Below are 26242 nucleotides of genomic sequence, written 5' to 3'. Positions count from 1 at the left end.
TTTCCCTATGGAGAACGTTTTGAAGCAGTTCCAGGCAGGACTTCCCACCCGTTTTGTCCAGATGGGCGTACGTGCGGCGCTCGCGCTCGGCACTTCCGTGCTGTTGGCGTCGCACGCGTTCGCGAGCGGCACGGATCAGCTCAAGCAGTTCGTGGCGCAGGTGCATTCGGCGCGCGGCGAGTTCGTGCAGCGCGAACTGAAGGCGCCGCCGGGCGCGAAGAGCGCGAGCGAGGCGATCGCCACGGCCACGCTGAACGCGAGGACTTCGAGCGGCACGTTCGCGTTCGCGCGGCCCGGCAAGTTCATCTGGCAATACGAGAAGCCGTATCAACAACTGCTTCAGGCCGACGGCGAAACCCTCTTCGTCTACGACAAGGACCTGAATCAGGTCACCGAGCGCAAGCTTGGCGGCGCGCTCGGCGCGAGCCCGGCTGCGATCCTGTTCGGCAGCAACGATATCGAGAAGAACTTCACGCTGCGCGATGCGGGCGTGAAGAATGGCATCGACTGGCTTGAGCTCATTCCGAAGTCGAAGGACACGCAATTCCAGAACGTCGGCATCGGCTTTCGCGACGGCAATCTCGAAGCAATGGAACTGCACGACGTGTTCGGCAATGTGACGCTGCTCACGTTCTCCAATATCCAGAAGAATCCGCCGATGCCCGCGTCGGCGTTCAAGTTCGTGAGGCCGCCCGGCGCCGATGTCGTGACCGGCGGCGCAAACTGACGCGGCGGCGCTTGCTGCTTGTCATGTAGAACGGGCGGCTCGTTGTGAGCCGCCCGTTTGCTTTTTGTGCCGCGAATGCGGATCAGGTTGCCGCTCAGGCAGAGAATCGGATCACACCATCCGCACCCGTCGATCGCTTGAGCTTGCCCGCGAGCCACAACAAGTTCAGATGCGCGAGCGCTTCGCCCATCGCAAAGGTCGTCTGGTGGATGTCGAGCTGGCGCTTGAACATGAGCGGCACGATGTCGGCCGCGCTGCGCGGACTGGCGGCGCACGCCTCCATCACTTCTGCGAGGCGCGCGTCGTGGTGCGCACGCAGTTGCGCGATACGCGTGCGCACGCCGCGGAACGGCTTGCCGTGTGCGGGCAGCACGAGCGTGTCCTCGGGCATGGTCTCGTAGCGCCCGAGCGAATTGAGGTACAGGCCGAGCGGATTGCCCTCCGGCTCCACGTCGAACACGGAGACGTTGGTCGAGATGCGCGGCAGCACCATGTCACCGGACAGGAGCACGCGGGTTTCCTCGCAGAAGAGGGCGCAGTGCTCGGGCGAGTGGCCGAAGCCCGTCACGACGCGCCACGCGCGGCCGCCGATCGTCACGGTGTCGGCGTCGCGCAGGCGGCGGTATTGCGCCGGTAGCGCGGGCACGAGGTTCGTGTAGTAGCCGCCGCGGTTGCGCAGCAAATCCTGCGACTGTTGATCGACGAGGCCGTGCCGCCCGAAATGACGCGCTGCGCCTTCGCCTCCCGCGTTCGAGCTGTCGCCCGACGACATCACGCGCGCGCTCATGTATTCGCCGAGGGTCGTCCACAGCCGCACGTTCCAGCGCTTCTTGTCACCGCCCTCGCAGATCCAGTGGGCGAGGCCGATGTGGTCGGGGTGGCAGTGCGTGACCAGCACGCGCAGCACGGGCAGACCTTCCAGCGCCGTGTCGAACACCTGTTCCCAGTGCGCCTTGATCGTGTCGTTCGCGATGCCACAATCGACCACGGTCCAGCCCGCCTGGCCGTCGATCTCGTCGCGCAGCAGCCACAGGTTGATGTGGTCGAGCGCGAACGGCATCGGCATGCGCAGCCATTTGACGCCGGGCGCGACGTCGAGAGTGTGGCCCGGCTCCGGCAGGGTGTCAGTGTAGGGATAGTCGAGCTGGTGTTCGAGGGCGTTCATTGCGGGTGTTTTCTCCGTTTTTGTCGGCTGTTGCCGGTGCTTGCGCGCTGATATTGGCGCCGCACCGCATCAATCCTGCAGACGGTTCCTGAGCGGGCAGGTTGCGCAACCGGCAGGTTGACGATAACGTAAACGTCGATTCTATCGCCCAATGCGCCGCTCCGCTGGCGGCCACGGCCCCGTCGCTCATTACGCACATGACCCAGTACACGATTACCGAACTCGCCCACGAATTCGACGTGACACCGCGCGCAATCCGTTTCTACGAGGACCAGGGCCTGGTCGCGCCTAGCCGCGAAGGGGCGGGCGGCCTCAAGCGCGTGTTTTCAGGGCGCGACCGCACGCGGTTGCGGTTGACGCTGCGGGGCAAGCGGCTCGGCTTCACGCTCTCCGAGATCAGGACGCTGCTCGACCTGTACGATTCGCCCACCGACACGCTCCCGCAGTTGCAGGCGTTTCTCGATACGGTGGTGCGCCACCGCGAGATCCTGGAGCGCCAGCGCGCGGATCTCGACGCCACGCTCGAAGATCTCGCGCAGTACGAGATGCAGGCGCGCGAACTCCTGGCGCTGGCGGACGCGCGCGACGCTGAATCCGCCGACGTAAAGAAGTAACTGCGGAAGTAGCCGCAGAAGTAGCCGCAGTGAAGGTCCGGCTCAAGTCCCGGTTCAACGAAGGAGTCGCGTCACGACGCACCACAGGCCATCCCGCGATGAAACACTTTCCGAAACTGCTGTCCTCGCAAATAGGCTTCGACGTCGCCCAGACGATGCTCGAGGGCTTCGACAGTCACTACCGCAATTTCAGCGACGCGGCAGTGCGCGCGAGGGCGCTCTTCGAGTCGGCGGACTGGCACGGCCTGCAGCGGCTCGCGCGCGAGCGCATCGCGTCGTATGACGAGCGCGTCGAGCAATGCGTGGTGGCGATGGAGGACGAATACGACGCGGAAAGCATCGACGGTGAAGTGTGGCAGCAGATCAAGCTGCATTACATCGGCTTGCTCACAACGCACCGGCAGCCCGAGTGCGCCGAGACGTTCTTCAACTCGGTGTGCTGCAAGATCCTGCACCGCTCGTATTTCAACAACGATTTCATCTTCGTGCGGCCCGCGATTTCGACGGAATACATCGAAAACGACGAGCCCGCGGCGAAGCCGACTTACCGCGCGTACTACCCGGCCAAGGACGGGCTTGCCGCGACGCTCGAGCGCATCGTCACGAATTTCCAGCTGGAGACGCCCTTCGAAGACCTCACGCGCGACGTCCAGTGCGTGATACGCACGATGTTCGACACCTACGGCGAAGTCGAGCCGAAGACCAACTTCCAGATTCATGTGCTGTCGTCGCTGTTTTTTCGCAACCAGTCGGCGTACATCATCGGGCGCATCATCAATGGCGATGTGCTTGCGCCGTTCGTCTTGCCTATCCGCCATGTCGAGGGCGGTTGCCTCGCGCTCGACGCCGTGCTGTTGCGCTCCGAGCAACTGCTCATCATGTTCAGCTTCGCGCACTCGTATTTTCTGGTCGATATGGACGTGCCGTCGGCCTACGTCGAGTTCCTGCGCACGGTCATGCCGCGCAAGTCCAAGGGGGAGATTTACACGTCGCTCGGTCTGCAGAAGCAGGGCAAGAACCTCTTCTATCGGGATCTGCTGCATCATCTTTCGCATTCGTCGGACCAGTTCGTCATCGCACCCGGCATCCGCGGCATGGTGATGATCGTGTTCACGCTGCCTTCGTTTCCTTACGTGTTCAAGGTCATCAAGGACACCTTTCCCGCGCCGAAGGAAACCACGCGCGAAGAGGTCGAGGCGAAGTACCGGCTCGTGAAGCGCCACGACCGTCTGGGGCGTCTCGCCGACACGCTCGAATATTCGAGCGTCGCGCTGCCCGTCGCGCGACTCGACGACGCGCTCGTGCGCGAACTGGAGAAGCTTGCGCCCTCGATGATCGAGTACGAGGGCGACAATCTCGTGATCCGCCATGTGTACATCGAGCGCCGCATGGTGCCGCTCAATATGTGGCTGCAAAACGGCAGCGATGCGGACGTCGAGCACGGCATCCGCGAATATGGCAACGCAGTCAAGGACCTGATGCGTGCGAACATCTTTCCGGGCGACATGCTGTACAAGAACTTCGGCGTGACGCGTCACGGCCGCGTGGTGTTTTACGACTACGACGAAATCGAGTACCTCACCGATTGCAACGTGCGCGCCGTGCCGCAGCCTAATAATGAGGAAGACGAACTATCTGGCGATCCGTGGTACGCGGTGGGCCCGCGCGACATCTTCCCGGAGACGTATCGCACGTTCTTGCTGGGCGACCCGCGCGTCAAGCGCTACTTCCTCGAGTATCATCCCGATTTCTTCGACCCGGCGCTCTGGCAAGAGAGCAAAGCGCGTCTCATTGCAGGTGAGGTGCCGGACTGTTTTCCTTACGATCCGTCGATGCGTTTTTGCGTGCGCTACCCCGAAAGTTTCGCGCCGGAAAGCCCGACCGCCGCGGCGCGCGCGGCTTGACGCATGCGGATCAACCAGTTGAATCGACATGGCCCCATCCCCTGACCATCCGCTAGCCCCTCTGTTCGAGAACAACGACCAGTGGGTCACCGCGCGCCTTGCCTCCGATCCCGGCTACTTCTCGCGTCTCGCGCATCAGCAGGCGCCCGAATACCTGTGGATCGGCTGCTCCGATTCGCGTGTGCCCGCGAACGAGATCATCGGCCTGCCGCCGGGCGAGGTGTTCGTCCATCGCAACATCGCCAACGTCGTCGTGCACACGGACCTCAACTGCCTTTCGGTGATCCAGTTCGCTGTCGATCTGCTGAAGGTGAAGCACATCATGGTGGTGGGGCACTACGGCTGCTCCGGCGTCGGCGCGGCGCTGCACGGCACCCGTGTGGGTCTTGCCGACAACTGGCTCCAGCATGTGCAGGACGTGCGCGAGAAGCACGCGGCACTGCTCGACGAGTGGCCAATGGGCGAGGCGCGCCATCGCCGTCTCGTCGAACTCAACACGATCGAGCAGGTCGTGAACGTGTGCCGGACGACGATCGTCGGCGACGCGTGGGCGCGCGGCCAGACGCTCACGGTTCATGGCTGGGCGTACGGCGTGCACGACGGGCGCATCCGCGACCTCGGCATGACGATTGGCGCGCAAGACCAGTTGCACGATACGTATGCGCGGTGTGTGGCGGCGGTGTCCGCGCACGGCGCGCATCAGGCGGACAACGACGTGCTCGCCGAGGACGCCGCGCGTCTTGGCGACGTGCCGGCCGTCATCGCGGGAGTCATCAAGGAGCACAAACATGAGTGAGACAGTGAAGGACCCCATCGTGATCGTCTCGGCGGCTCGCACGCCGATGGCGAGTTTTCAGGGCGATTTCGCGTCGCTGAGCGCGCCGCAACTGGGCGCGGCTGCGATTGCGGCGGCGGTCGAACGCGCCGGCCTCACGCCTGCGCAGATCGAGGAAGTCGTGATGGGCTGCGTGCTGCCCGCGGGGCAGGGCCAGGCGCCCGCGCGCCAGGCGGCGCTTGGCGCGGGCCTGCCGCTCGCGGCGGGCGCCACGACCGTCAACAAGATGTGCGGCTCGGGCATGCGCGCGGCCATGTTCGCGCACGACATGCTGCTGGCGGGATCGGTGGATGTGATCGTCGCGGGCGGCATGGAAAGCATGAGCAACGCGCCGTATCTGCTGCCGAAGGCGCGCGCGGGCATGCGCATGGGGCATGGCCAGGTGCTCGACCACATGTTCCTCGACGGTCTCGAAGACGCCTATGACAAGGGCCGTCTGATGGGTACGTTCGCCGAGGAATGCGCGGGCGAATACGACTTCTCGCGCGAGCGCCAGGACGCGTTTGCGATCGAGTCGCTCAAGCGCGCGAAGCGCGCCAACGAGGACGGTTCGTTCGCGTGGGAAATCGCGCCGGTGAAGGTGGCCTCGCGCGCGGGCGAAACGACCATCGCACGCGACGAGCAGCCGTTCAAGGCCAACCTCGACAAAATCCCGACGCTCAAGCCCGCGTTCAGCAAGACCGGTACGGTGACGGCGGCGAATTCGTCGTCGATCTCGGACGGTGCCGCGGCGCTTGTGCTGATGCGCGAATCGACGGCGTTGCGGCTCGGCGTGACGCCGCTTGCGCGCGTGACCGGTCATTCGACGTTTGCCCAGCAGCCGTCGAAGTTCACGACTGCGCCGGTCGGCGCCATTGCGAAGCTCTACGAGAAGACCGGGTGGCACGCGTCGGACGTCGATCTCTACGAGATCAACGAGGCGTTTGCCGTCGTCACAATGGCCGCCATGAAGGAGCACGACCTGCCGCACGAGAAGGTCAACGTGAACGGCGGCGCGTGCGCGCTCGGTCATCCGATCGGCGCATCGGGCGCGCGTATTCTCGTCACGCTGCTTGGCGCGCTGCGCGCGCGCGGCGGCAAGCGGGGCGTCGCGAGCTTGTGCATCGGCGGGGGCGAGGCGACGGCGATGGGCATCGAACTGCTGTAACGCTAATTGCGGTAGTCTCGCGACAGACGCGCCGCAAGGAGGCGGCGCGCCCGACACCAGGGTGGCCAGATGAAAACAGCGTTGATCGTGGGTGCGTCGCGCGGAATCGGGCGCGAGTTTGTGCGGCAATATGCGAAGGCGGGCTGGCGCGTGCTCGCAACGGCGCGCGGCAACGTTGCGCTCGAAGGACTGCATGAGCTGGGCGCGCAGCCGTTTCAGCTCGACATCGTGCGTCCCGATGAGATCGCGGCGCTCGGCTGGAAGCTCGAAGCCGAGCGGCTCGATGTGGCGCTCATCGTGGCGGGCGTCTACGGCCCGCGCACCGAGGGCGTCGAGACGATCACGCCCGAGGACTTCGACCATGTGATGCAGACCAACGTGCGAGGCCCGATGCAACTGATTCCGGCGCTGCTGCCGCGCGTCGATGCGGCGAACGGCGTGCTCGGCGTACTGTCGAGCCGCATGGGCAGCATCGCACAGGCCACGGGCACGACGGGCTGGCTCTATCGCGCGAGCAAGGCCGCGCTCAACGACGTGCTCAAGATCACCGCGCTGCAGACGCGTCGCGCCACCTGTATCGCGCTGCATCCCGGCTGGGTGCGCACCGACATGGGCGGCCCTCAAGCGGCGATCGACGTGGCGCACAGCGTTACGGCCATGCGCGAGGTGATCGCGGAAGCGGCGGCGGCACGCGAAGTGTTCAACGGACGCTTCTTCCAGTACGACGGTACTGAACTCGACTGGTGACGTTGCCCCCGGCGCTGATCGCGAACCAACCCGCCGGGCACGGTCTTTCTGCCAGATAGCGACAGGGCGTGCCGTCCGGAGGATCCGCGTACGGCACCCGAATGGATTTTTTCTCCGATGACTGCTGAAACTTCCCGGGCCGCCCGGCCCATCGACTGTCCTTGCGGCGGCGCCGCGCCCAACCAGAAAACTTCCGCGAAGCCGCCGCGCTATGCCGATTGCTGCGGCCCTTTCATCGACGGGGGAGCGCTTCCACAAACGGCGCTCGAACTGATGCGCTCGCGCTACACGGCTTACGTGCTCGGTGAGACGGCCTGGCTGCGCGCGACCTGGGCGCCGCAAACCTGCCCGCCGGACCTCGACGTGCAACCCTCGGCACCGGATGCGCCGCGTTGGCTCGGCCTCGCGGTGAAGCGTCATGAACAGACGGACGCGGCTCATGCGGTCGTCGAGTTCGTCGCGCGCTACAAGACGGGCGGGCGCGCCTCACGGCTCCATGAACTGAGCCGTTTTACGCGCGGCGAGGACGGCCGCTGGCGCTATGTCGACGGCGATGTGACCGACGCCTGACTCCGTGCGCAGCGAGGACGCAAAGTGCCTCGCGCGGCGCATGCTGTACTTCGTGTTACACACGTAAGTGCTTAATTTCACGTAATTTTTTCCGATCGCCGTGGGCCGCGCACAAAGCGCCCAGGAGCGGCAAAAAGACTCGATTTGCCTACGAGCCAGGCCCCGTGGGGCTCACACCGCACTGGCATGCGTTATGCCGGGTTACCCCTCAATTGCGTAACGATCTTTTGTTGTGCGACGATGCAATCGCGGTGTTCGGCCGGTCGCGCAAGTTGAATGTAAGCAAAGCTTGTGAGTCCGGTGCAGGCCTGGCCGACCGAGGGTTTTGCTTCGATAGCGCCCCGGTTCAGGCGTAGGTCACTGCATGCCGAGCGTCCCGGAGGCGTCGTTGCACAACCGCATCGCGCCACCGCAGCGGTGTTCTGATCGGCTTTTTCCCCATCGTGGGTTTCACCGGCACGTGTCTTGCGACACGCCCGTGGCTTACGTTGTGCCGGAAGCGGGGCCGACCGGAGTAGCACGAAGTCAATCAGGTTTCTCGCAGGTGGGTTTGCGCATGGCGTTCAGGAAGCTCCTTACTGGATGGGCCTTGGCCGGCACGGTGTGTCTGCTTTCGGTCGCGCATGCAGCATCGCTGTCCGATCCGGCTGCCACGCAGTCGGCTACGCCGGCTCGCGCCGCCGCCGCAACGCACACCACCGCACCGGTTCCGGCCGGCCCGCTCGGCAGCGCCAATGTTGCCCGTCTTGCTCTCGACGAAGCCTGGCTGCCCGCTGTGCGTCCCAACATGAACGAGCAGGTGATCTACATTCCCGTCGATGGCGACGGCACGGTCACGCTCGAAACCACGATCTACCGCCCGGACGGCCCCGGCCCGTTCCCGATGGTGGTGTTCAATCACGGCAAGATCCTCGGTGACCCGCGTAGCCAGTCGCGCAGCGACCCGGTGTCGTTCGCGCGCGAATTCGTGCGCCGGGGCTACGTGGTCGTCGCGCCGAACCGCCGCGGCTTTGCGGGCTCGGGCGGCGCCTACGAGCAGGACGGCTGTGACGTGGCGAGCAACGGCCTCGGCCAGGCCGCCGACGTCGCCGCGACGATCGACTACATGTCGAAACAACCGTATGTCGACGCGGACCACATCGCGGTGGCGGGGACTTCGCACGGCGGCCTCGCGACGATCGCCTACGGTACCCAGGCCGCACACGGCGTGCGTGCGCTCATCAACTTCTCGGGCGGCCTGCGCCAGGACGCCTGCACGGGTTGGCAGGACAACCTGACCCAGGCCTTCGGCGGCTATGGCGGCAAGGCACGCGTGGCCTCGCTCTGGCTCTACGGTGACAACGATTCCGTGTGGACGCCGGGCCTCGTCGCGAACATGTTCGCGGCGTACCGCACTGCACAGGCCGGCCAGTCGCTGCCCGCTGCGGGCGCGAAGCTCGTCGACTACGGCTCGTACAAGAACGACGCGCATCGCCTCGTAGGCGATCGTGACGGTGTGCAGGTCTGGTGGCCGGAAGTCGAAGCGTTTCTTGCCCGCGAAGGCATGCCGACCGCAGTCGAGTACCGTGTGCCGGCACCGGCCGCGCCGCACGGCACGGACTTCGCCGCCATCGACTCGGTGAGCGCCGTGCCGTACCTCGATCAGGCGGGCCGCGACGGTTATCGCAACTTCCTCAAGCAGTATCCGAGCCGCGCCTTCGCGGTATCCGGTTCGGGCGCGTGGTCGTGGGCCGAGGGCGGCGACAATCCGATGGCCGTCGCGGTCGCGAACTGCCAGAAACACAGCAGCGACGCCTGCCACCTCTACGCGGTCAACGGCAACGTGGTGTGGTCCAACGACGCCACGGTCACCGCCCGGAACGATGCCAGCGCGGGCGCGACGCCTGACGCCGTGGCTACCGCCGACAACGACCGCCACGCACTCGCGAGCCGCTAGTCGTTTCGTCTGCCGCCTGCGCGCGGCGCCTTTCCTTCCTCCTTCGATTTCCTTTCTCCAGCTTGCTGGCACGCCGCGCGACGACCACGTTGCGTGAGGTGTATCGCGTCGATTCGCGCGTCCTCAATCACGCTGTTGAGCAGGCGTCACACTTTTTCGCGCAGGCGCGACAGATTTTTTTGCACAAGCGCGGTTCACTTTGTCGTCGCTATCTACGCTCATTTCAGGCCTTCGCTAAAGATCTGCCGCTTGCCGCTCCGAACACCGACCAACGTCGCGCCGCAACGCTTCGCGAAGCCATTTTCGGGGTAGTGCATTGCGCAGGCGTTCGCGCTAATCTCGGTCCCGCTGTCGTACCGGGAGTCGTCTTTGAATCAGCATTCCAACCCTGCCAGCGACCATTGGGTCGAGCGCAGCCTGCGCGCCGTCTGGCATCCGTGCACCCAGATGAAGCACCACGAGCGTTTTCCGCTCATCGCGGTCGCGCGCGGCGCCGGCCCGTGGCTCTACGACAACGACGGTCGGCGCTATCTCGACGCCATCAGTTCGTGGTGGGTGAACCTGTTTGGTCACGCGAACGAGTCGATCAACGCAGCGCTCAAGGCGCAGCTCGACACGCTCGAGCACGTGATGCTCGCCGGCTGCACGCACGAAAGCGCGGTCGAACTCGCAGAGCGACTGAGCGCGCTCACGGGCCACACGCTCGGTCATGCGTTCTTTGCTTCGGATGGCGCATCGGCGGTGGAAATCGCGCTGAAGATGAGCTTTCACGCATGGCGCAATCAGGGCGAGAGCGGCAAGCGTGAATTCGTCTGCCTTGCGAACAGCTATCACGGCGAGACGATCGGCGCGCTCGGCGTGACCGATGTGAAGATTTTCAGGGATGCTTATGATCCGCTGCTCCATCGGGCGCATGTGGTTGCGTCGCCCGATGCTCGCCAGGCGCGCGACGGCGAAACTGCTGCCGATGTGGCGCAGCGCGCGCTGGCTGACGTCGAGAAGCTCTTCGAAGCCCGCGGCGCGCACATTGCCGCGCTGATCGTCGAACCGCTCGTGCAGTGCGCGGCGGGTATGGCGATGCATGATCCGGCTTACCTCGTGGGCTTGCGCGCGTTGTGCGACCGCTATCGCGTGCATCTGATCGCCGACGAAATCGCCGTGGGCTGCGGCCGTACGGGCACCTTCTTCGCGTGCGAGCAGGCAGGCATCTGGCCCGATCTGCTGACGCTGTCGAAGGGCATTAGCGGCGGTTATCTGCCGCTTTCGATCGTGCTCTCGCGCGATGCCATTTTCGAAGCCTTCTATGACGACGATACGGCTCGCGGTTTCCTCCATTCGCATTCGTACACGGGCAACCCGCTCGCGTGCCGGGCGGCGCTCGCGACGCTCGATCTGATCGAGCAGGGGGATGTGCTGGCCGTGAACGCGCGCAAGTCGGCGCGGTTGCGTGAGGCATTCGGGCCGCTCGCGTCGCATCCGCTCGTGCGCAACCTGCGCCAGCGCGGCACGATCCTCGCGTTCGACGCGGCGATCAACGATGCATCGCGCGCGGCCACATTCTCGCGCCGCTTCTTCGAACATGCGCTCAAGCGCGAGTTGCTGCTGCGGCCCATCGGCACGACGGTCTACGTGATGCCGCCATACATCCTCGACGAAGCGACGCAGTCGCTGCTCGCCGACCGGACGCGCGAGACCTTCGAGGCCGTCGTCGCGGAGGACCTCTGATGCAACTCATCGACACCCTCGAACAAGACTTGCGCGAACTCGACGCGCGCGGCTTGCGTCGCCGCCGCCGCACGATCGACACGCCCTGCGACGCGCACATGCGCGTCGACGGCCGCGACACGATCGGCTTCGCGAGCAACGACTACCTGGGGCTTGCAGCGCATCCGCAACTCGTGGCTGCCCTCTCCGAGGGCGCGCAGCGCTACGGCGCGGGCAGCGGCGGGTCGCACCTGCTCGGCGGGCATTCGCGCGCGCATGCGCAACTCGAAGACGATCTCGCGGAATTCGTGGGCGGTTTCGTCGATGATGCTCGCGCGCTGTACTTCAGCACCGGTTACATGGCGAACCTCGCGGTGGTGACCGCGCTCGCGGGGCGCGGCACGACGCTTTTTTCCGATTCGCTGAATCACGCGTCGCTGATCGACGGGGCGCGCCTCTCGCGGGCGGACATCCAGATCTATCCGCACGCCGACGCCGATGCATTGAGCGCCATGCTTGAAGCGTCAGGCGCGGACGCGAAGGTCATCGTCACCGACACCGTGTTCAGCATGGACGGCGATGTGGCTCCGCTCCCGCGCCTCGTCGAGCTCGCCGAGCGGCACCACGCGTGGCTCATCGTCGACGATGCACACGGCTTCGGCGTGCTTGGACCGCAAGGGCGTGGCGCGCTCGCCGAGGCCGCGTTGCGCTCGCCCAATCTCGTGATGGTCGGGACGCTCGGCAAGGCGGCCGGGGTGGCGGGCGCGTTCGTCGCCGCGCACGCGACGGTGTGCGAATGGCTCGTGCAGCGAGCGCGTCCGTATATCTTCACGACGGCTTCGGCGCCGGCTGTTGCGCATGCCGTGTCCGCGAGCCTGCGGATCATCGCGAGCGAGGAGGGCGACGCGCGACGCGCGCATCTGCGCAAGCTGATCGCCCGAACGCGCACGATGCTCAAGGAGACCTGCTGGCTGCCCGTCGATTCGCAAACGGCCGTGCAGCCGCTCGTGATCGGTGCAAACGACGCGACGCTCGCACTCCAGGCTGCGCTTGAACGCGACGGCATCTGGGTGCCGGCAATCCGTCCACCGACCGTGCCCGAAGGCACTTCGCGGCTGCGCATCTCGCTTTCGGCGGCGCATTCCGACGACGACATCGAACGTCTGAATACGTCGCTGCAGCGCGTGAGCCGCGAGGCCCAGGAGCGCGCGCGATGAGCACGCCGCTCGGACTATTCGTCACCGGCACCGATACGGAAATCGGCAAGACGTTCGTGAGCGCCGCCTTGCTGCGCGGCTTCGCACGCGCGGGGCTGCGCGCTGCGGGCATGAAGCCGATTGCGGCGGGCGCATTCGAACGCGACGGCGCCTGGCACAATGACGACGCCGATCAACTCGACGCCGCCGCGAGCGTGCCGCTGCCGTCGGACCTGCGCACGCCTTATCTGCTCAAGGAGCCCGCCGCGCCGCATATTGCCGCTGCGCTCGAAGGTGTGACGCTCGATATCGGGCACATCGTCGCGTGCTACCGGCAGGCGCGCGAGCGTGCGGACGTCGTCGTGGTGGAAGGCGTGGGCGGCTTTCGCGTGCCGCTCGATGCAACGCGCGACACCGCCGATCTCGCCGTCGCGCTCGACTTGCCCGTGGTGCTCGTCGTGGGGATGCGGCTCGGGTGCATCAGCCACGCGCTGCTCACCGCCGAAGCGGTCGCCGCGCGCGGACTGTTCATCGCGGGCTGGGTCGCGAACTGCATCGATCCGGCCATGACGTTCCCCGAAGAAAACATCGATGCGCTGCGCGAGCGTCTCGCGGCGCAATACGGTGCACCGCTCATCGGCGTAGTGCCGCATTTGCGCGGCGTGAGCGCCGACGCAGCGGCCTCGCATCTCGACATTGACGCGCTGCTCGCGCGGCTGAGTACCGCCGCGCCCGCAGGCGCGTCCTGCTAAAACATCGTCACGAAGGACCTCCGACATCATGACTCAAACCACCCTCGCAAACGCCGGTCAACCGGCCCAGCAGTCGGCCGCGCGCTGGCGCGTCGCCGACGTCGTCGCACTCTACGACCTGCCGTTCAACGATCTGCTTTTCCGCGCCCAGCAGGTGCATCGCGAGCATTTCGACGCGAACGCCGTGCAGCTCTCGACGCTTCTGTCGATCAAGACCGGCGGATGCGAAGAAGATTGCGCGTACTGCCCGCAGTCGTCGCACTACGACACGGGCCTCGATGCGGAAAAACTGATGGAAGTTGACGCGGTGCTCAAGGCCGCGCGAGTCGCAAAGGACAATGGCGCAACTCGCTTTTGCATGGGTGCGGCGTGGCGCAATCCGAAGGACCGCCATCTGGAGCCGATCAAGGAGATGATCCGCGGCGTGAAGGCGATGGGCCTTGAATCCTGCATGACGCTCGGCATGCTGGAGGCGCATCAGGCGCAGGCACTGGCCGACGCGGGGCTCGACTACTACAACCACAATCTCGACACATCGCCGGAGTTCTACGGACAGATCATCTCGACGCGCACGTATCAGGATCGCCTCGACACGCTGGAGCACGTGCGCGACGCGGGCATCAACGTGTGCTGCGGCGGCATCGTCGGCATGGGCGAGTCGCGCCGCGAACGTGCGGGCCTCGTCGCGCAGCTCGCGAACATGGAGCCGTATCCGGAGTCCGTGCCGATCAACAATCTCGTGCAGGTGCACGGCACGCCGCTCGAAGGCACGGAAGCGCTCGATCCGTTCGAGTTCGTGCGCACGATCGCCGTCGCGCGCATCACGATGCCGCGCGCGATGGTGCGCCTCTCGGCCGGCCGCGAGCAGATGGATGAGGCGCTGCAGGCGCTGTGCTTCATGGCCGGTGGGAACTCGATCTTTTACGGCGACCACTTGCTCACGACGAGCAATCCGCAGGCCGAGGCGGACCGCAAGCTGCTTGCGCGGCTCGGCATTCGCGCAGAGGCGGCGCAGCAGTTGAGCGGGTCGGAGTCGGCGCAGCGAGGCGGCTGCGGCCATTGCGAATGAAGTGAACGCGATGTGGGGGCGAAGCGTTTGATTCGCGTTCGTCGTCCATACCAAAAAAAACGCCGCGCAGCGATTCAATCGCTGCGCGGCGTTTTTTCCATTTACGCGAGAGAGTCGCGCGCGGACGTGGCCGTACGCTTACGCGTAGGCCGCGCGACGCCGTGCTGCGAGCAACAGGTAGCAGAGGCCACCGATCACCAGCGACGGCAGCGTCGCGCCGAGATTCGGCAGCCACTGGTTGAGCGCCTGATAGGCGCCGAAGCCGATCGCCCACGCGACGAACGCGCCCACGTGCCAGCCGCCCAGATAGCCGTAGACGCCGTTCAGATCGGCGAGGGCCTGCGGTTCGATGCGGCGGCGTCGCACGATGAAGTGGTCGGCGAGCACGACGCCGAAGAGCGGCGCGAACACCGAGCCGATGAGAAGCAGGAAGTTCTCGTAACGCGCCATCGGCACGACGACGCCGATCAGCGTGCACAGTGCGCCGAACCCCGCCGAGAGCGTCGGCACGCTTGCACGCGTCCAGAACGTGCCCGTCGAGACGGCGGCCGAGTGAATGTCGGCGAAGGCATTGTCGATCTCGTCGATCAGCACGAGCAGGAGCGCGAAGCCGCCGCCCGCCTGCGCGAGCGCCGTGGTGAGCAGCGCATCGCCGCCACCTGCCGCGAGGCCGTAAACCGCGCCGAGCGCATAGAACCACATGTTGGCGATGCCATAGCCGAACAGTGTGCCCTGGAACGTTTCGCCGGCGCGGCGGCCGAAGCGCGTGTAATCGGCGATGAGCGGCAGCCACGAGAGCGGCATCGCGACGACGAGATCGATCGCGCTGCCGAACGGCATGTCGCCGGTGCCTGGGCGACGCATCAGCGCGCCCAGATCCTTCTGCACGAGCAGGTTCCACGTGAGCCACGCGGCGCCCGCGAGCAGGAGCCAGATGCCATACGTCCGCAGGAATCGACGCACGAAAGAGAGCGGACCGCTCACGGCGAGCAGCGTCGCGAAGAGGCCGAACAGCAGCGTCCAGACAATCGGCACCGAGAGGCCGAAGGCCTGCTTCGCGAGCGCATCGGCGGAATCGCGCATCACGATGATCTCGAACGAACCCCAGCCGACGAGCTGCACCATGTTGATGACGGCCGGAACCGACGCGCCGCGCACGCCGAGCGTCGGACGCAGCGACGACATCGCGGCGAGGCCTGTATCGGTGCCGATCACGCCCGCGAGCGCGAGCAGCACCACGCCGATCACGCTGCCGATGCCGATTGCCGTGAGCGCGGCGGGCAGCGAGAGGCCGGGCACGAGCAGCGCGCCGGCTTGCGCGACGAGCAGCCCGATGCCGAGCGAGAACCACAGCGCAAAGGCGTCCCCCGTGCGGAACTGGCGGCGCGCGTCCGGCACGGGCATGAGCGGGGCATAAGTAGAGCCGGTGTCGCCGGCCTGCGAGTCCTGGGTCATTGCGTAAACTGTCCTTTGGTGTCGTCGATCGTAATTGATTTATTCGGTTCTGCTGTTGGCCGGACTGGGTGACGGCGGTGCTTCGGCACGTGCCATGCGCAATTGCCGCGAGGTCAGGGGGCAGTGCTGCGCCCGCTCGGGGCCGGATCCGTCCCCCGGATCGCGGGCGTGCCTCGTGCGCTTCGCGCATCGTGTTTCGATTTGCACCCGCAAGCGTCCCGGCGCGTCCGGCCACCGCGTTCGCGCGCTCTATCCGGGCCTGCGCATCTCGCCAGGCCGCGCACGCTGTCATAATGCACGACTGCATCCGGCATGGCGTTACGGTCAGCGGCGTGCGAGCGCGCTTCTCCGGCGCGCCCGGCACCGCACTGTCCGCAGCGTGTCCCAAAGCCGACATTATCGCGAAAACGTCATGTTTGAAGAAACCCGTGCCAACGTCCCGCTCGCCGAGCGGCTGCGACCGCGCTCCATCGACGAAGTCATCGGCCAGAAACACCTGCTCGGTCCGAACAAGCCGCTGCGCGTCGCCTTCGAATCCGGTGAAGCCCATTCGATGATCCTCTGGGGGCCGCCCGGCGTCGGCAAGACCACGCTCGCGCGCCTCATGGCCGACGCGTTCCACGCCGAGTTCATCGCGCTGTCGGCGGTGCTTTCGGGCGTGAAGGACATCCGCGAGGCCGTCGAGACCGCGCAACTGCATCGCGTGCGCGGCAAGCAGACGCTCGTGTTCGTCGACGAAGTCCATCGCTTCAACAAGAGCCAGCAGGATGCCTTCCTGCCGCACGTCGAATCGGGTCTGTTCGTGTTCATCGGCGCGACGACCGAAAATCCTTCGTTCGAGGTAAACAGCGCGCTGCTCTCGCGCGCGGCGGTCTACGTGCTAAAGAGCCTCGACGACGACGAGCAGGGCGAACTGCTCGCGCGCGCAAGTGAGGAACTGGGCGGACTCACCTTCACCGACGAGTCGAAGAAGGCGCTGATCGGTTCCGCCGACGGCGACGGCCGCAAGCTGCTGAACAACCTCGAAATTGTCGCGCGCGCGGCCGCGCAGCAGAAGACCACCGAAATCGACGCGGCACTGCTCGGCAGTGCGCTCGCCGAAAACCTGCGCCGCTTCGACAAGGGCGGCGACGCGTTCTACGACCAGATCAGCGCCCTGCACAAGTCGGTGCGCGGCAGCAACCCGGACGGCGCGCTGTACTGGTTCTGCCGCATGCTCGACGGCGGTGCCGATCCGCGTTATCTCGCGCGGCGCATTGTGCGCATGGCGTGGGAGGACATCGGTCTTGCCGATCCGCGCGCGGCACGCATCACGCTCGACGCCGCCGAGACCTACGAGCGCCTCGGCTCGCCCGAGGGCGAGCTGGCGCTTGCGCAGGCGGTCATCTATCTGGCCGTCGCGCCGAAGTCGAACGCGGGCTACATGGCGTACAACGAGGCGCGGCGCTTTGTCAGCAAGGACCAGTCGCGCGCGGTGCCGATCCACCTGCGCAACGCGCCGACGAAGCTGATGAAGGAGCTCGGCTACGGTCACGAGTACCGCTACGCCCACGACGAACCCGATGCCTACGCGGCCGGCGAAACCTATGTGCCGGACGGCATGCGCGAGCCGCACTGGTACCAGCCGACGCCGCGCGGCCTCGAAGGAAAGATCGGGGAGAAGCTCGCACGCCTTGCCGATCTCGACGCGCAATGGCGCGAGGCTCACCCGGATCAACAGAACGAGGCGCGCGAGAAGAAGCGCAAGGACTGAAGCGCAGGCCGACCGGCCTGGCCGGACGGCCAGTGATGGCCTCGCACCACGGTACCGGCCCGCCGGTGCGTTAAAATCCTCCGTTCACACAACGTAACTGCGTCACACATTCCCATGCTCGACATCCAGCTGCTGCGCAAAGACCTCGACGGCGTCGCGAAGCGCCTCGCCGACCGCGGCTACACCCTCGACGTCACGGCCTTCTCCGCGCTCGAAGCGGAACGCCGCGCCATCCAGACCCGCACCGAAGAACTGCAGGCTCGTCGCAACAGCCTGTCGAAGCAGATCGGTGCGATGAAAGGCCGTGGCGAGGACACGTCGGCGGTGATGGCGGAAGTGGGCGGCATCGGCGACGAGATGAAGGCGTCGGCGGCGAAGCTCGAAGAGATCCAGACCCGCCTTTCGGATCTGCTGCTTGGCGTGCCGAACCTGCCGCACGAGAGCGTGCCGGCCGGCCGCGACGAAAACGACAACGTCGAAGTGCGCCGCTGGGGCGCGCCGCGCGCGTTCGACTTCGCGGTGAAGGATCACGTCGATGTCGGCACGCCGCTCGGCCTCGATTTCGAAACGGGCGCGAAGCTCTCGGGTGCGCGCTTCACGTTGCTGCGCGGCCAGATCGCGCGCCTGCACCGGGCGCTCGCGCAGTTCATGCTCGACACGCACACGCAGCAGCACGGCTATACGGAAGCGTACACGCCGTACATCGTCAATCCGGAAATCCTGTTTGGCACGGGCCAGTTGCCCAAATTCGCCGACGATATGTTCCGCGTGGAGAAGGGCGGCGGCGAGAACACGATCACGCAATACCTGATCTCGACGTCGGAAATATCGCTGACGAATACGGTGCGCGAGAGCATCGTCGAGGGTAGCGCGCTGCCGATCAAACTGACGGCGCATTCGCCGTGCTTCCGCTCGGAGGCGGGCTCGTATGGCCGCGACACGCGCGGCATGATTCGCCAGCACCAGTTCGACAAGGTCGAGATGGTGCAGATCGTTGCGCCCGAAACTTCTTACGAAGCGCTCGAGCAGATGGTGGGTCACGCTGAAACGATCCTGCAGAAGCTCGGCCTGCCGTACCGCGTGATCACGCTGTGTACGGGCGATATGGGCTTCTCGGCGGCGAAGACTTACGACCTCGAAGTGTGGCTGCCTGCGCAGAACACCTATCGCGAAATTTCGAGTTGCTCGAACACCGAGTCGTTCCAGGCGCGCCGCATGCAGGCGCGCTATCGCAATGCGCAGGGCAAGCCTGAACTCGTGCATACGCTAAACGGATCGGGGCTGGCGGTGGGCCGCACGCTCGTTGCGGTGCTGGAGAACTATCAGGAAGCGGACGGCTCGGTGACGGTGCCGGACGTACTGCGCCCGTACATGGGCGGAGTTGCGCGCCTCGAAGCGGGTGTCTGACGCGGGTGCCTGACGCGGGTGCCTGACCGAACTCGGTGCGCCGTCCCGTTTTTCCAGTCCGCCAATTTTTTTGAAAGACGGCTTGGAAAATTGGGCAGGTTGTTCTATAATCTTCGCTTCGCCAGTCAACGACCAGACTGGTGGGGCGGTGAGAACGGAAGGAAATTTCCGGAGCAGCCGCACTGGCAGTACCCCGGAGAGGTGGCAGAGTGGTCGATTGTACCTGACTCGAAATCAGGCGTACGTTCAAGCGTACCGTGGGTTCGAATCCCACCCTCTCCGCCAGATACAAAAAACCCCTGCATGCCTTACGGCTGCAGGGGTTTTTGCTTTTACCCTTGCGAAGTCCACGGTTAGCGCAGGTCTTCACCCTGCGCTTCGCGATTTGCTTGCACTATCCACCAACATGACCGCGCATTTGCAGTGCGCGCAGGTATTGCCCCGAAATCGCCGACGACCCGTGATGCACGACCGTCTCGTCAATCAGCGCCCACACCGGTAGGCCGGCTTCGCGCACGCGCTGGCAGAACGACAGGTCCTCGGAAAGATAGACGCCCTGGTCGGCAACCGTATCGAAGAATCCGTAGAAACGCCCGTCCGGCAGCAGCGATGCATACTGCGCCGGCGCACGGTAGAGCCGCGTGAGCGGTACCACGGCTTCGAGCGCGTCACGGCGGATCAGGAAGAGGCCTGTGCCTACGTGGCGGACTTCGGCCCAGCCGTCCTTCACGAAGCCGTCGCCGGCCGCGTTCGTCTGAAGCGCCGCCGTGTAATCGACGTTCTTTTCCAGCCAGTCCCGCAGCGAGAGCCCCACGTCGGCCTGCGTGATCGCGCGACCATGATCGAACTGGCGATGTGGATACGCCACGCCGGCCACTGGCTTGTCGCCCGCGATCAGGCGTAGCGGCGCCTCGTGCGAGAATTCCATGTCCGTGTCGAGGAACAGCAGATGCGTGAACTCGCCATGGCTCAGAAAATAATTCGCAAAGAAATTGCGGGCCCGGATGATGTGCGACGAAGCCGCATGGATCGTCTCGTAACGCATGCCCGCCTCGGTCAGTGCGCGGAATGTCCGGGCCAGCGCGAGCGCGAAATCGATGTGGACGGCGTGGTTGTAGGTTGGCAGCGCGATCAGGATGTTCGGCTGGGTACGGAGCGGCATGGTTCGGTGTTCCGTCGGCGTTGTAAGATATTTCTTAATGCTGCACCGGGCCTCGATGACCGACAATAAGACGCTTCTTAAAGCGCGACGCCTGCGATAGTGAATCTGGGTCGGCGCGCGGCGCTCTGCCCGGTACAATCACTCCTTTGAATTTTTGCGTTGGGCGCCATTGGCGCACTCGCACGTGTTTCGCTCCACAGATGGCTATTACCTACAAGTCCGCTGCCGACATCGAACGTCTGCGCATTGCCGGTCGCCTCGCCGCCGAGGTGCTCGCCATGATCGGAGAACACGTCAAGGCTGGCGTCTCCACCGATGAACTCGACGCGATCTGCCACGATTTCATCGTCGATACGCTCAAGGCCGTGCCCGCGAACGTGGGCTATCTGGGTTTTCCGAAGACGATCTGCGCCTCGGTCAACCAGGTGGTGTGCCACGGCATCCCGAACCGGAACGAGATCCTCAAGGACGGCGACATCATCAACATCGACGTCGCGGTCATCAAGGATGGCTACTTCGGGGACACGAGCCGCATGTACACGGTCGGCACGCCGAGCACGGTTGGCCGCCAGCTCGTCGACACTACCTACGAGGCGATGCTTGCCGGCATCCGCCTGGTGAAACCGGGCGCGACGCTCGGTGACATCGGGCATGCGATCCAGCGGCGAGCGCAGGCTGACGGCTTTTCCATCGTGCGCGAGTACTGCGGCCACGGCATCGGCAAGGTCTATCACGAGGAGCCGCAGGTGCTGCACTACGGCCAGCCGGGGCAGGGCCTGCGCCTGAAGCCTGGCATGGTCTTCACGATCGAGCCGATGGTCAACGCGGGCCGTGCCGGCACCGCTGTGCTGCGCGACGGGTGGACGGTGGTGACGAAGGACCGCTCGTTGTCGGCGCAGTGGGAGCACATGGTCGCCGTCACCGACGACGGCTACGAACTGCTGACGCCCTGGCCGGACGGCACGGGTGACTACGAAGCGCCATGACTGCTCGGTGGCCGGCTGTAAAGTGCCGCGTGCGCGTCGGGGCCGGTGTGAAGCGCCGGCGCGACGATCTGACATTTTTATGAAATAAGCATTTGACTCGCGCGCGCGTTCGGTTAAAGCTACGCGTTGATGCTTTATAGGGGTTTACGACTGCATGAGTCCGTCACTGACCGTTCGCCGTACCGTTGCCGATCAGGGTTCCGTGCTCCAGGAGCTACGAACTGCGTCGTTGCGCGATGCGCCTTACGCTTTCGGTGATACCACGCTCGAAGACACCCTCCGGGCCGATGCGGCCTTTTTCGATGCTGCGGCAGCCCGACACGCGGACTCGCACACCTGTGCCTCGTTCATCCTGTACACCGAGGGTCATCCCGCCGGGCTCATCGGCGCGAGCTTCGAGGCCGAGCCGTCACACCGCGCGTTCGTTTCGGCACTGTGGGTTGCGCCGGCGGTGCGGCATCTGCGCGGCGGCGAACTGCTCCTGAACGCCGCGATCGGCTGGCTCGTCTCCGAGGGCGCCGCGCAGATCTTCGCGTGGATCCCCGACAACAACACTACGGCCATGCGCTTCTACGAGCGCCTCGGCTTCGCCGCGACCGGCGAGCACGTCCCCAGCAAACATTCGCCCGAACAGTGGGAAACACTGCTCGTACGCGACGTTGCGAGCAGCGTGCGCAGCGCATGACCGCGCTGACACATTGACGTCACCTCACGCTCGCGCGGCGTCTCGATGCGCTCTGCAGCGCGAGGCCATCGCTCCCCATTCGACCTGATCACCGGCAATTCGCGGGTCGCCCACGTCCGTCAGGCGCGCGATGCAGCGCATTCGCTTTGTCATCGCGTGAGTTAGCCGCTAAAAATAATGGCCGCGCGCGTCGACGCCTGTAAAATACGCAAAATTTTTCGTCGAACGCCATGTCGCCCAAGAAATCGCCATATTTTGAACTGAAGAGCGGTTCCGTCGATACGCTTCTGTTCGTGGTCAAGACTACGGAGCTGGATGCCATGCGCGCCGAACTCACTCGGCGCTTCGAGGCCACGCCCGAATTTTTCGCGAACGATACCGTCGCTATCGACGTTCGCAGACTGGGCGACGGCGAGCAGGTTGCAGTCGGCGAGATCGCGCGCCTGCTCGAAAGCGTGAGCATGCGTCCGGTCGGCATAGTCGCACAGGCCGCGCAGCACAGCTGGGCCGCAGAAGCAGGGCTGCCGTTCCTTGAAGCCCGCGACCGCCGCAGCGCGAGTGCGAAGTCCGCAGCGGAGGACGCGCCTGATGCCGAGCCGGTCGCCGCGGCGCCCGACGCACAGGGCACACCCGTTGCGCTCGCGCAGCCCGAACTCTTTTCCACCCAAAGCGAATCCGACGCCGATGCCGCGCTCGCGGCCGCCGATACCGCGGCGCCCGGTACGCGCGCGGAGCCGACGCTCGTGATCGATCGTCCGCTGCGCTCGGGTCAGCGCATCTATGCGAAGGGCGACCTGGTCGTGCTGGGTCTCGTCTCGAACGGGGCGGAAGTGATCGCCGAAGGCAACATTCACATCTACGCGCCGCTGCGCGGCCGTGCGCTCGCGGGCGTGCACGGCAATCACGACGCGCGCATTTTCTGTACATGTCTTGAGGCGGAACTGATTTCGATCGCGGGCATTTACCGGACCACTGAAGTCCCGTTGACCGCGGACGTGGCCGGCAAGCCGGTGCAGATCCGCCTGGATGACGAAAAGCTGTTGATCGAACCGTTGAGGCTCACCTGACGCGCCGCCCGGCTGCTTCGAGCAGCGTGCAGTAGAGAGAAGCGCCTGGGTGGCACGCGGTGGGACCAAACTGAAGATTCTGACGAACGCAAGGTAAGGGAATGGCAAAAATCATTGTGGTGACTTCGGGCAAGGGTGGCGTGGGCAAGACGACCACGAGCGCGAGTTTCGCATCGGGCCTCGCGTTGCGCGGGCACAAGACCGCTGTCATCGACTTCGACGTGGGCCTGCGCAATCTCGACCTCATCATGGGTTGCGAGCGCCGCGTCGTGTACGACCTCATCAATGTGATCCAGGGTGAAGCGAATCTGAATCAGGCGCTCATCAAGGACAAGAAGTGCGAGAACCTCTTCATCCTGCCGGCCTCGCAGACGCGCGACAAGGACGCGCTCACGAAGGAAGGCGTCGAAAAGGTCATCAACGATCTCGTTGCGATGGACTTCGACTACATCATCTGCGATTCGCCGGCGGGCATCGAATCGGGCGCACTGCTAGCGATGCACTTCGCCGACGAAGCGCTCGTCGTGACGAACCCGGAAGTCTCGTCGGTACGCGACTCGGACCGCATTCTCGGCATGCTTTCGTCGAAGACAAAGCGCGCGATCGAGGGCAAGGATCCGATCAAGGAGCATCTGCTTATCACGCGTTACAACCCGAAGCGCGTGAGCGAAGGTGAGATGCTCTCGCTTTCCGATATTCAGGAGATTCTGCGCATCGAACTGATCGGCGTGATTCCGGAATCGGAAGCCGTGCTGCACGCGTCGAACCAGGGCTTGCCGGCCGTGCACCTTGACGGCACCGATGTCGCTGAGTCGTATAAAGACGTGGTCTCGCGCTTTCTCGGCGAAGACAAGTCGCTTCGATTCACCGACTACCAGAAGCCGGGCCTCTTTCAGCGCCTCTTCGGCACCAAGTAACGGAGGCGCAACCCATGTCGTTTCTTACGTTTTTTCTCGGCGAGAAGAAGAAATCCGCCTCGGTAGCGAAAGAACGCCTGCAGCTCATCATTGCTCACGAGCGGGCAGGCGGTCATCCGCCTGCCGATTATCTGCCGGCGCTGCAACGTGAACTGGTCGCGGTGATCTCAAAGTACGTCAAGATCTCCGACGACGATATCCGCGTCAGTCTCGAACGTCAGGACGATCTCGAAGTGCTCGAGGTCAAGATCGAGATTCCGCAAGCCTGATGGTGTAGCCGCACGCGGCCGCCGCTGTTTGCCACTGCGGTTTGCCGCGGCTGCGCTGTCGTGACCGTTTCCGTGGGCGTGCGTGGTTTTTGCGCACGCGCCTCCATCCTGCTTTATCCCCGCTGTATTCCCCTTGCTCCAGACGCTTTTCGAGCTGGTTCGACTTTGCACGCTCAGGTAAAGCATCGGGTTTCACTTCGCCGCTTGCCATGGAATGCCCGACGTTTGCGCAATGACCGCGTAGCACCCCATCCAGCGCGGAAACCGTAACGTGAAGTCAACACAAACAACGGAGTGAACCCGATGCTCACCACCACTGTGTTCGTGCCCGCCTGCACTCCCGCAATCGGTTCGCCGGTCTTTGCTGACCCTGTCGACGTCAAACCGGCCGCGCCACCCGCCAGGCGGGCGCGACACGGCGGCTTTATCCCGGCTAGAGGTTACTGGAAGTTGGCCCACGGCCATTATGTGTGGGTTGCGGGCCGCTGGCAGCGCGGAGTCGAAGTTCGTTGCCTGGTCGTTGGCTCCCGGACCGCGCGCGGCCCCAGTTGGCATCGGCCGGATAGCCAGCAGGTTTCGGGAAAGCGTCAGCCTTTGGGGGCTTCGTTCGCCTGCGGGCTTTCCGGCTCGTTGTGCCTGAGCGGCTCCGGCATGTCGGGCACGGCGGTCGCCCGCAAGGGCTGAGACGGAGTTTCGGACGCAGACTGCGGTTGAGCCCTGTAGCGCAGTGACAGCGTTTCGTAGAGCGGCGGTGTGAAGAGGTGAGCGACGCGGCTCGCGATCAGCGCCGTCGCCATCAGCGAGATCACGAGTGCGTGGCCGTCGATCATCTCCATCACGATCACGAACGATGTGATCGGCGATTGCGTGACCGCCGCGAGATAGCCAACCATCGCTAGCGCGATCAGCATCTGCAGGTGCATGCTGCCGAACACCATGTGCAGCAGGTTGCCAAAGCCCGCGCCGATCGACAGCGACGGCGCGAAAATGCCGCCCGGAATTCCGGGAAGATAAGAGCCCACCAGCGACGCCATTTTCAGGAACGGATAAGCCATCGAAAGCTGTTCGTGTCCGTCGAGAAGCCTGCGTGCTTCGGAGTAGCCGCTACCGAACGTCGTGCCGCCCGAGGCGACGCCGATCACGGCGATGACGAATCCGCAAAGCGTCGCGAATGCGATTGGCCGCTCGCGGTGCAGTTTTTGCAGCGGCGCCGGAATCCAGCGCGTCGTGTTAAGGAGCAGCCAGCTGAAAACACCGCCCGCGACGCCGGTCACGACGGCGGTCAACACGACCGCTACGGCGAGCAGATCCGGAAAGTGAGCGCCGATCACGATCGTGCCGAAATACGTGTAGTTGCCGTTCAGCCCAAGCGCGATTACGCCCGCGATGATGATCGTCGTGATGACGACGCCGCTCGCACGGGCCTCGAAGCTGCGCGTGAGTTCCTCGATGGCGAACACGATGCCGGCCAACGGCGTATTGAACGCGGCGGAAAGCCCTGCGGCTGCGCCGGCGAGTATGAGCTTGCGTTCGATATGCACGTTCGTGCGCGGATAGAACCGGCGCATGTTGAACATGAGCGCCGCGCCAACCTGCACGGTCGGGCCTTCGCGGCCAATGGTGAAGCCACCGAGTATGGCGAGAAATGACACCGCGATTTTGCCCGCGAGAATGGGCAGCGTGAGGAGCCTCGCGCCTGATTCGCCCGGCTTTGCGTGCAATGTGGCAATGACCTGCGGAATGCCGCTGCCTTCGGCACCGCGAAAGAACGTGCGCGTGAGCCAGACCGAAGCGGCCGCGACGGCCGGCGTCACGATGAGCGGCAGCCACGCATGCTGTTGCCGCGCGTGTAGAAATGCGTCGTAACCCCAGTCGATCAGCCGTGCGTAAAACACCGCTACGAGACCCACGGCGACGGCGCCGAGCCACAGGACTCCGTACTGCCGCCACAGGCGCCGCGCGCGTCGCGCGATAGTCGAGGAGAGGTCTGGGCTAACCGGGAGCATGAGCTTTTTCGGAGGAGCGGATGCAAAATTATATCGGTGGGCCGCCTTTTGGCGTTTCGTGGAGGGCACGCATTCCACGAGCGCGGGAGCATCGGCGGTAAATCAGGGATCGATTCCGCGGCGCCAGCGTATCGGATGACGTCCTTGAGCGGCGGCGATTCCGATAGAA

24 protein-coding genes and 1 tRNA gene are annotated in these 26242 nt (G+C 64.9%); 21 read left to right on the top strand and 4 right to left on the bottom strand.

Annotated features, from left to right (window positions below; translation table 11 throughout):
* Positions 1–61 precede the first annotated feature (61 nt).
* Entirely contained in the window at positions 62–727 is a 666-nt protein-coding gene (gene lolA / locus D1Y85_RS01265) for an outer membrane lipoprotein chaperone LolA (RefSeq protein WP_246024749.1), read from the top strand.
* 94 nt (positions 728–821) lie between these two features.
* On the opposite strand, the gene D1Y85_RS01260 is transcribed toward lolA, so the two are convergent.
* Positions 822–1892 carry an MBL fold metallo-hydrolase gene (locus D1Y85_RS01260; protein WP_124149208.1) on the bottom strand — a complete coding sequence of 357 codons (1071 nt, stop codon included), beginning with the start codon at positions 1890–1892 and terminating at the stop codon, positions 822–824.
* A 197-nt stretch (positions 1893–2089) separates the two neighbouring features.
* Here D1Y85_RS01260 and D1Y85_RS01255 point away from each other — a divergent pair, with 197 nt between their 5' ends.
* From D1Y85_RS01255 to bioB, 11 genes are all read left to right on the top strand, one after another.
* On the top strand, positions 2090–2506 hold the full coding sequence (locus D1Y85_RS01255; protein ID WP_124149207.1) for a MerR family transcriptional regulator: 417 nt from the start codon (positions 2090–2092) through the stop codon (positions 2504–2506).
* A gap of 98 nt (positions 2507–2604) precedes the next feature.
* Positions 2605–4410: a bifunctional isocitrate dehydrogenase kinase/phosphatase gene (aceK, locus tag D1Y85_RS01250; RefSeq protein WP_124149206.1), complete on the top strand. Its 1806-nt coding sequence runs from the start codon at positions 2605–2607 to the stop codon at positions 4408–4410.
* A gap of 28 nt (positions 4411–4438) precedes the next feature.
* Positions 4439–5206, top strand: coding sequence for a carbonate dehydratase (can, locus tag D1Y85_RS01245; protein ID WP_124149205.1), 768 nt, complete (start codon positions 4439–4441; stop codon positions 5204–5206).
* The gene (locus D1Y85_RS01240; RefSeq protein ID WP_124149204.1) at positions 5199–6392 is read left to right on the top strand and encodes an acetyl-CoA C-acetyltransferase; all 1194 of its coding nucleotides are present in this window, start codon (positions 5199–5201) and stop codon (positions 6390–6392) included. Before can ends, D1Y85_RS01240 begins: the two co-directional genes overlap by 8 nt.
* A gap of 69 nt (positions 6393–6461) precedes the next feature.
* On the top strand, positions 6462–7139 hold the full coding sequence (locus tag D1Y85_RS01235) for an SDR family oxidoreductase (protein ID WP_124149203.1): 678 nt from the start codon (positions 6462–6464) through the stop codon (positions 7137–7139).
* A 117-nt stretch (positions 7140–7256) separates the two neighbouring features.
* Positions 7257–7709 carry a YchJ family protein gene (locus D1Y85_RS01230; RefSeq protein ID WP_124149202.1) on the top strand — a complete coding sequence of 151 codons (453 nt, stop codon included), beginning with the start codon at positions 7257–7259 and terminating at the stop codon, positions 7707–7709.
* 556 nt (positions 7710–8265) lie between these two features.
* Positions 8266–9645 carry a dienelactone hydrolase family protein gene (locus D1Y85_RS01225; RefSeq protein ID WP_124149201.1) on the top strand — a complete coding sequence of 460 codons (1380 nt, stop codon included), beginning with the start codon at positions 8266–8268 and terminating at the stop codon, positions 9643–9645.
* Between the two features lie 369 nt (positions 9646–10014).
* Positions 10015–11370 (top strand): adenosylmethionine--8-amino-7-oxononanoate transaminase, encoded by a 1356-nt coding sequence (gene bioA, locus D1Y85_RS01220; protein WP_124149200.1) that lies wholly within the window; start codon positions 10015–10017, stop codon positions 11368–11370.
* Entirely contained in the window at positions 11370–12566 is a 1197-nt protein-coding gene (gene bioF / locus D1Y85_RS01215; protein ID WP_124149199.1) for an 8-amino-7-oxononanoate synthase, read from the top strand. Before bioA ends, bioF begins: the two co-directional genes overlap by 1 nt.
* Complete coding sequence (gene bioD / locus D1Y85_RS01210; protein WP_124149198.1) at positions 12563–13297, top strand: dethiobiotin synthase; 735 nt, start codon at positions 12563–12565, stop codon at positions 13295–13297. The genes bioF and bioD overlap by 4 nt, the downstream gene beginning before the upstream one ends.
* A gap of 28 nt (positions 13298–13325) precedes the next feature.
* Positions 13326–14366, top strand: a complete 1041-nt coding sequence (bioB, locus tag D1Y85_RS01205) for a biotin synthase BioB (RefSeq protein WP_124149197.1) — start codon at positions 13326–13328, stop codon at positions 14364–14366.
* A 138-nt stretch (positions 14367–14504) separates the two neighbouring features.
* On the opposite strand, the gene cytX is transcribed toward bioB, so the two are convergent.
* Positions 14505–15821: a putative hydroxymethylpyrimidine transporter CytX gene (cytX, locus tag D1Y85_RS01200; RefSeq protein WP_124149196.1), complete on the bottom strand. Its 1317-nt coding sequence runs from the start codon at positions 15819–15821 to the stop codon at positions 14505–14507.
* Positions 15822–16233: 412 nt separating this feature from the next.
* Here cytX and D1Y85_RS01195 point away from each other — a divergent pair, with 412 nt between their 5' ends.
* The 3 genes from D1Y85_RS01195 (at position 16234) to D1Y85_RS01185 (ending at position 19266) form a co-directional block, all read left to right on the top strand.
* A complete protein-coding gene (locus tag D1Y85_RS01195) occupies positions 16234–17574 on the top strand; it encodes a replication-associated recombination protein A (RefSeq protein ID WP_124149195.1) in 1341 nt (446 codons plus the stop codon).
* A 114-nt stretch (positions 17575–17688) separates the two neighbouring features.
* A complete protein-coding gene (gene serS / locus D1Y85_RS01190; protein WP_124149194.1) occupies positions 17689–18981 on the top strand; it encodes a serine--tRNA ligase in 1293 nt (430 codons plus the stop codon).
* A gap of 195 nt (positions 18982–19176) precedes the next feature.
* A tRNA-Ser gene (locus D1Y85_RS01185) sits at positions 19177–19266 on the top strand.
* 109 nt (positions 19267–19375) lie between these two features.
* Here the strand turns inward: D1Y85_RS01185 and D1Y85_RS01180 are convergent.
* The gene (locus tag D1Y85_RS01180) at positions 19376–20143 is read right to left on the bottom strand and encodes a glycosyltransferase family 2 protein (protein ID WP_124149193.1); all 768 of its coding nucleotides are present in this window, start codon (positions 20141–20143) and stop codon (positions 19376–19378) included.
* A 200-nt stretch (positions 20144–20343) separates the two neighbouring features.
* On the opposite strand from D1Y85_RS01180, the gene map reads away from it, so the two are divergent.
* The 6 genes from map to D1Y85_RS28045 all read left to right on the top strand — a co-directional run bounded on the left by map (position 20344) and on the right by D1Y85_RS28045 (position 24751).
* Complete coding sequence (map, locus tag D1Y85_RS01175) at positions 20344–21129, top strand: type I methionyl aminopeptidase (protein WP_124149192.1); 786 nt, start codon at positions 20344–20346, stop codon at positions 21127–21129.
* Positions 21130–21283: 154 nt separating this feature from the next.
* On the top strand, positions 21284–21814 hold the full coding sequence (locus tag D1Y85_RS01170; RefSeq protein WP_124149191.1) for a GNAT family N-acetyltransferase: 531 nt from the start codon (positions 21284–21286) through the stop codon (positions 21812–21814).
* A gap of 230 nt (positions 21815–22044) precedes the next feature.
* Positions 22045–22881, top strand: coding sequence for a septum site-determining protein MinC (gene minC, locus D1Y85_RS01165; protein ID WP_124149190.1), 837 nt, complete (start codon positions 22045–22047; stop codon positions 22879–22881).
* A gap of 101 nt (positions 22882–22982) precedes the next feature.
* A complete protein-coding gene (gene minD, locus D1Y85_RS01160) occupies positions 22983–23798 on the top strand; it encodes a septum site-determining protein MinD (RefSeq protein ID WP_124149189.1) in 816 nt (271 codons plus the stop codon).
* Between the two features lie 14 nt (positions 23799–23812).
* On the top strand, positions 23813–24067 hold the full coding sequence (gene minE / locus D1Y85_RS01155) for a cell division topological specificity factor MinE (RefSeq protein ID WP_124149188.1): 255 nt from the start codon (positions 23813–23815) through the stop codon (positions 24065–24067).
* Positions 24068–24370: 303 nt separating this feature from the next.
* Positions 24371–24751 carry a YXWGXW repeat-containing protein gene (locus D1Y85_RS28045; protein WP_124149187.1) on the top strand — a complete coding sequence of 127 codons (381 nt, stop codon included), beginning with the start codon at positions 24371–24373 and terminating at the stop codon, positions 24749–24751.
* Here D1Y85_RS28045 and D1Y85_RS01145 read toward each other — a convergent pair.
* Positions 24655–26073, bottom strand: coding sequence for a chloride channel protein (locus tag D1Y85_RS01145; RefSeq protein WP_124149186.1), 1419 nt, complete (start codon positions 26071–26073; stop codon positions 24655–24657). The two genes, D1Y85_RS28045 and D1Y85_RS01145, sit on opposite strands and share 97 nt — an antisense overlap.
* Positions 26074–26242: the final 169 nt, after the last annotated feature.

This window comes from Paraburkholderia dinghuensis, from assembly GCF_003837865.1.
GTDB lineage: Bacteria > Pseudomonadota > Gammaproteobacteria > Burkholderiales > Burkholderiaceae > Paraburkholderia > Paraburkholderia dinghuensis.
The sequence above is the reverse complement of the archived record's forward strand: the minus strand, read 5'-3'. Positions and strand labels throughout refer to the sequence as shown.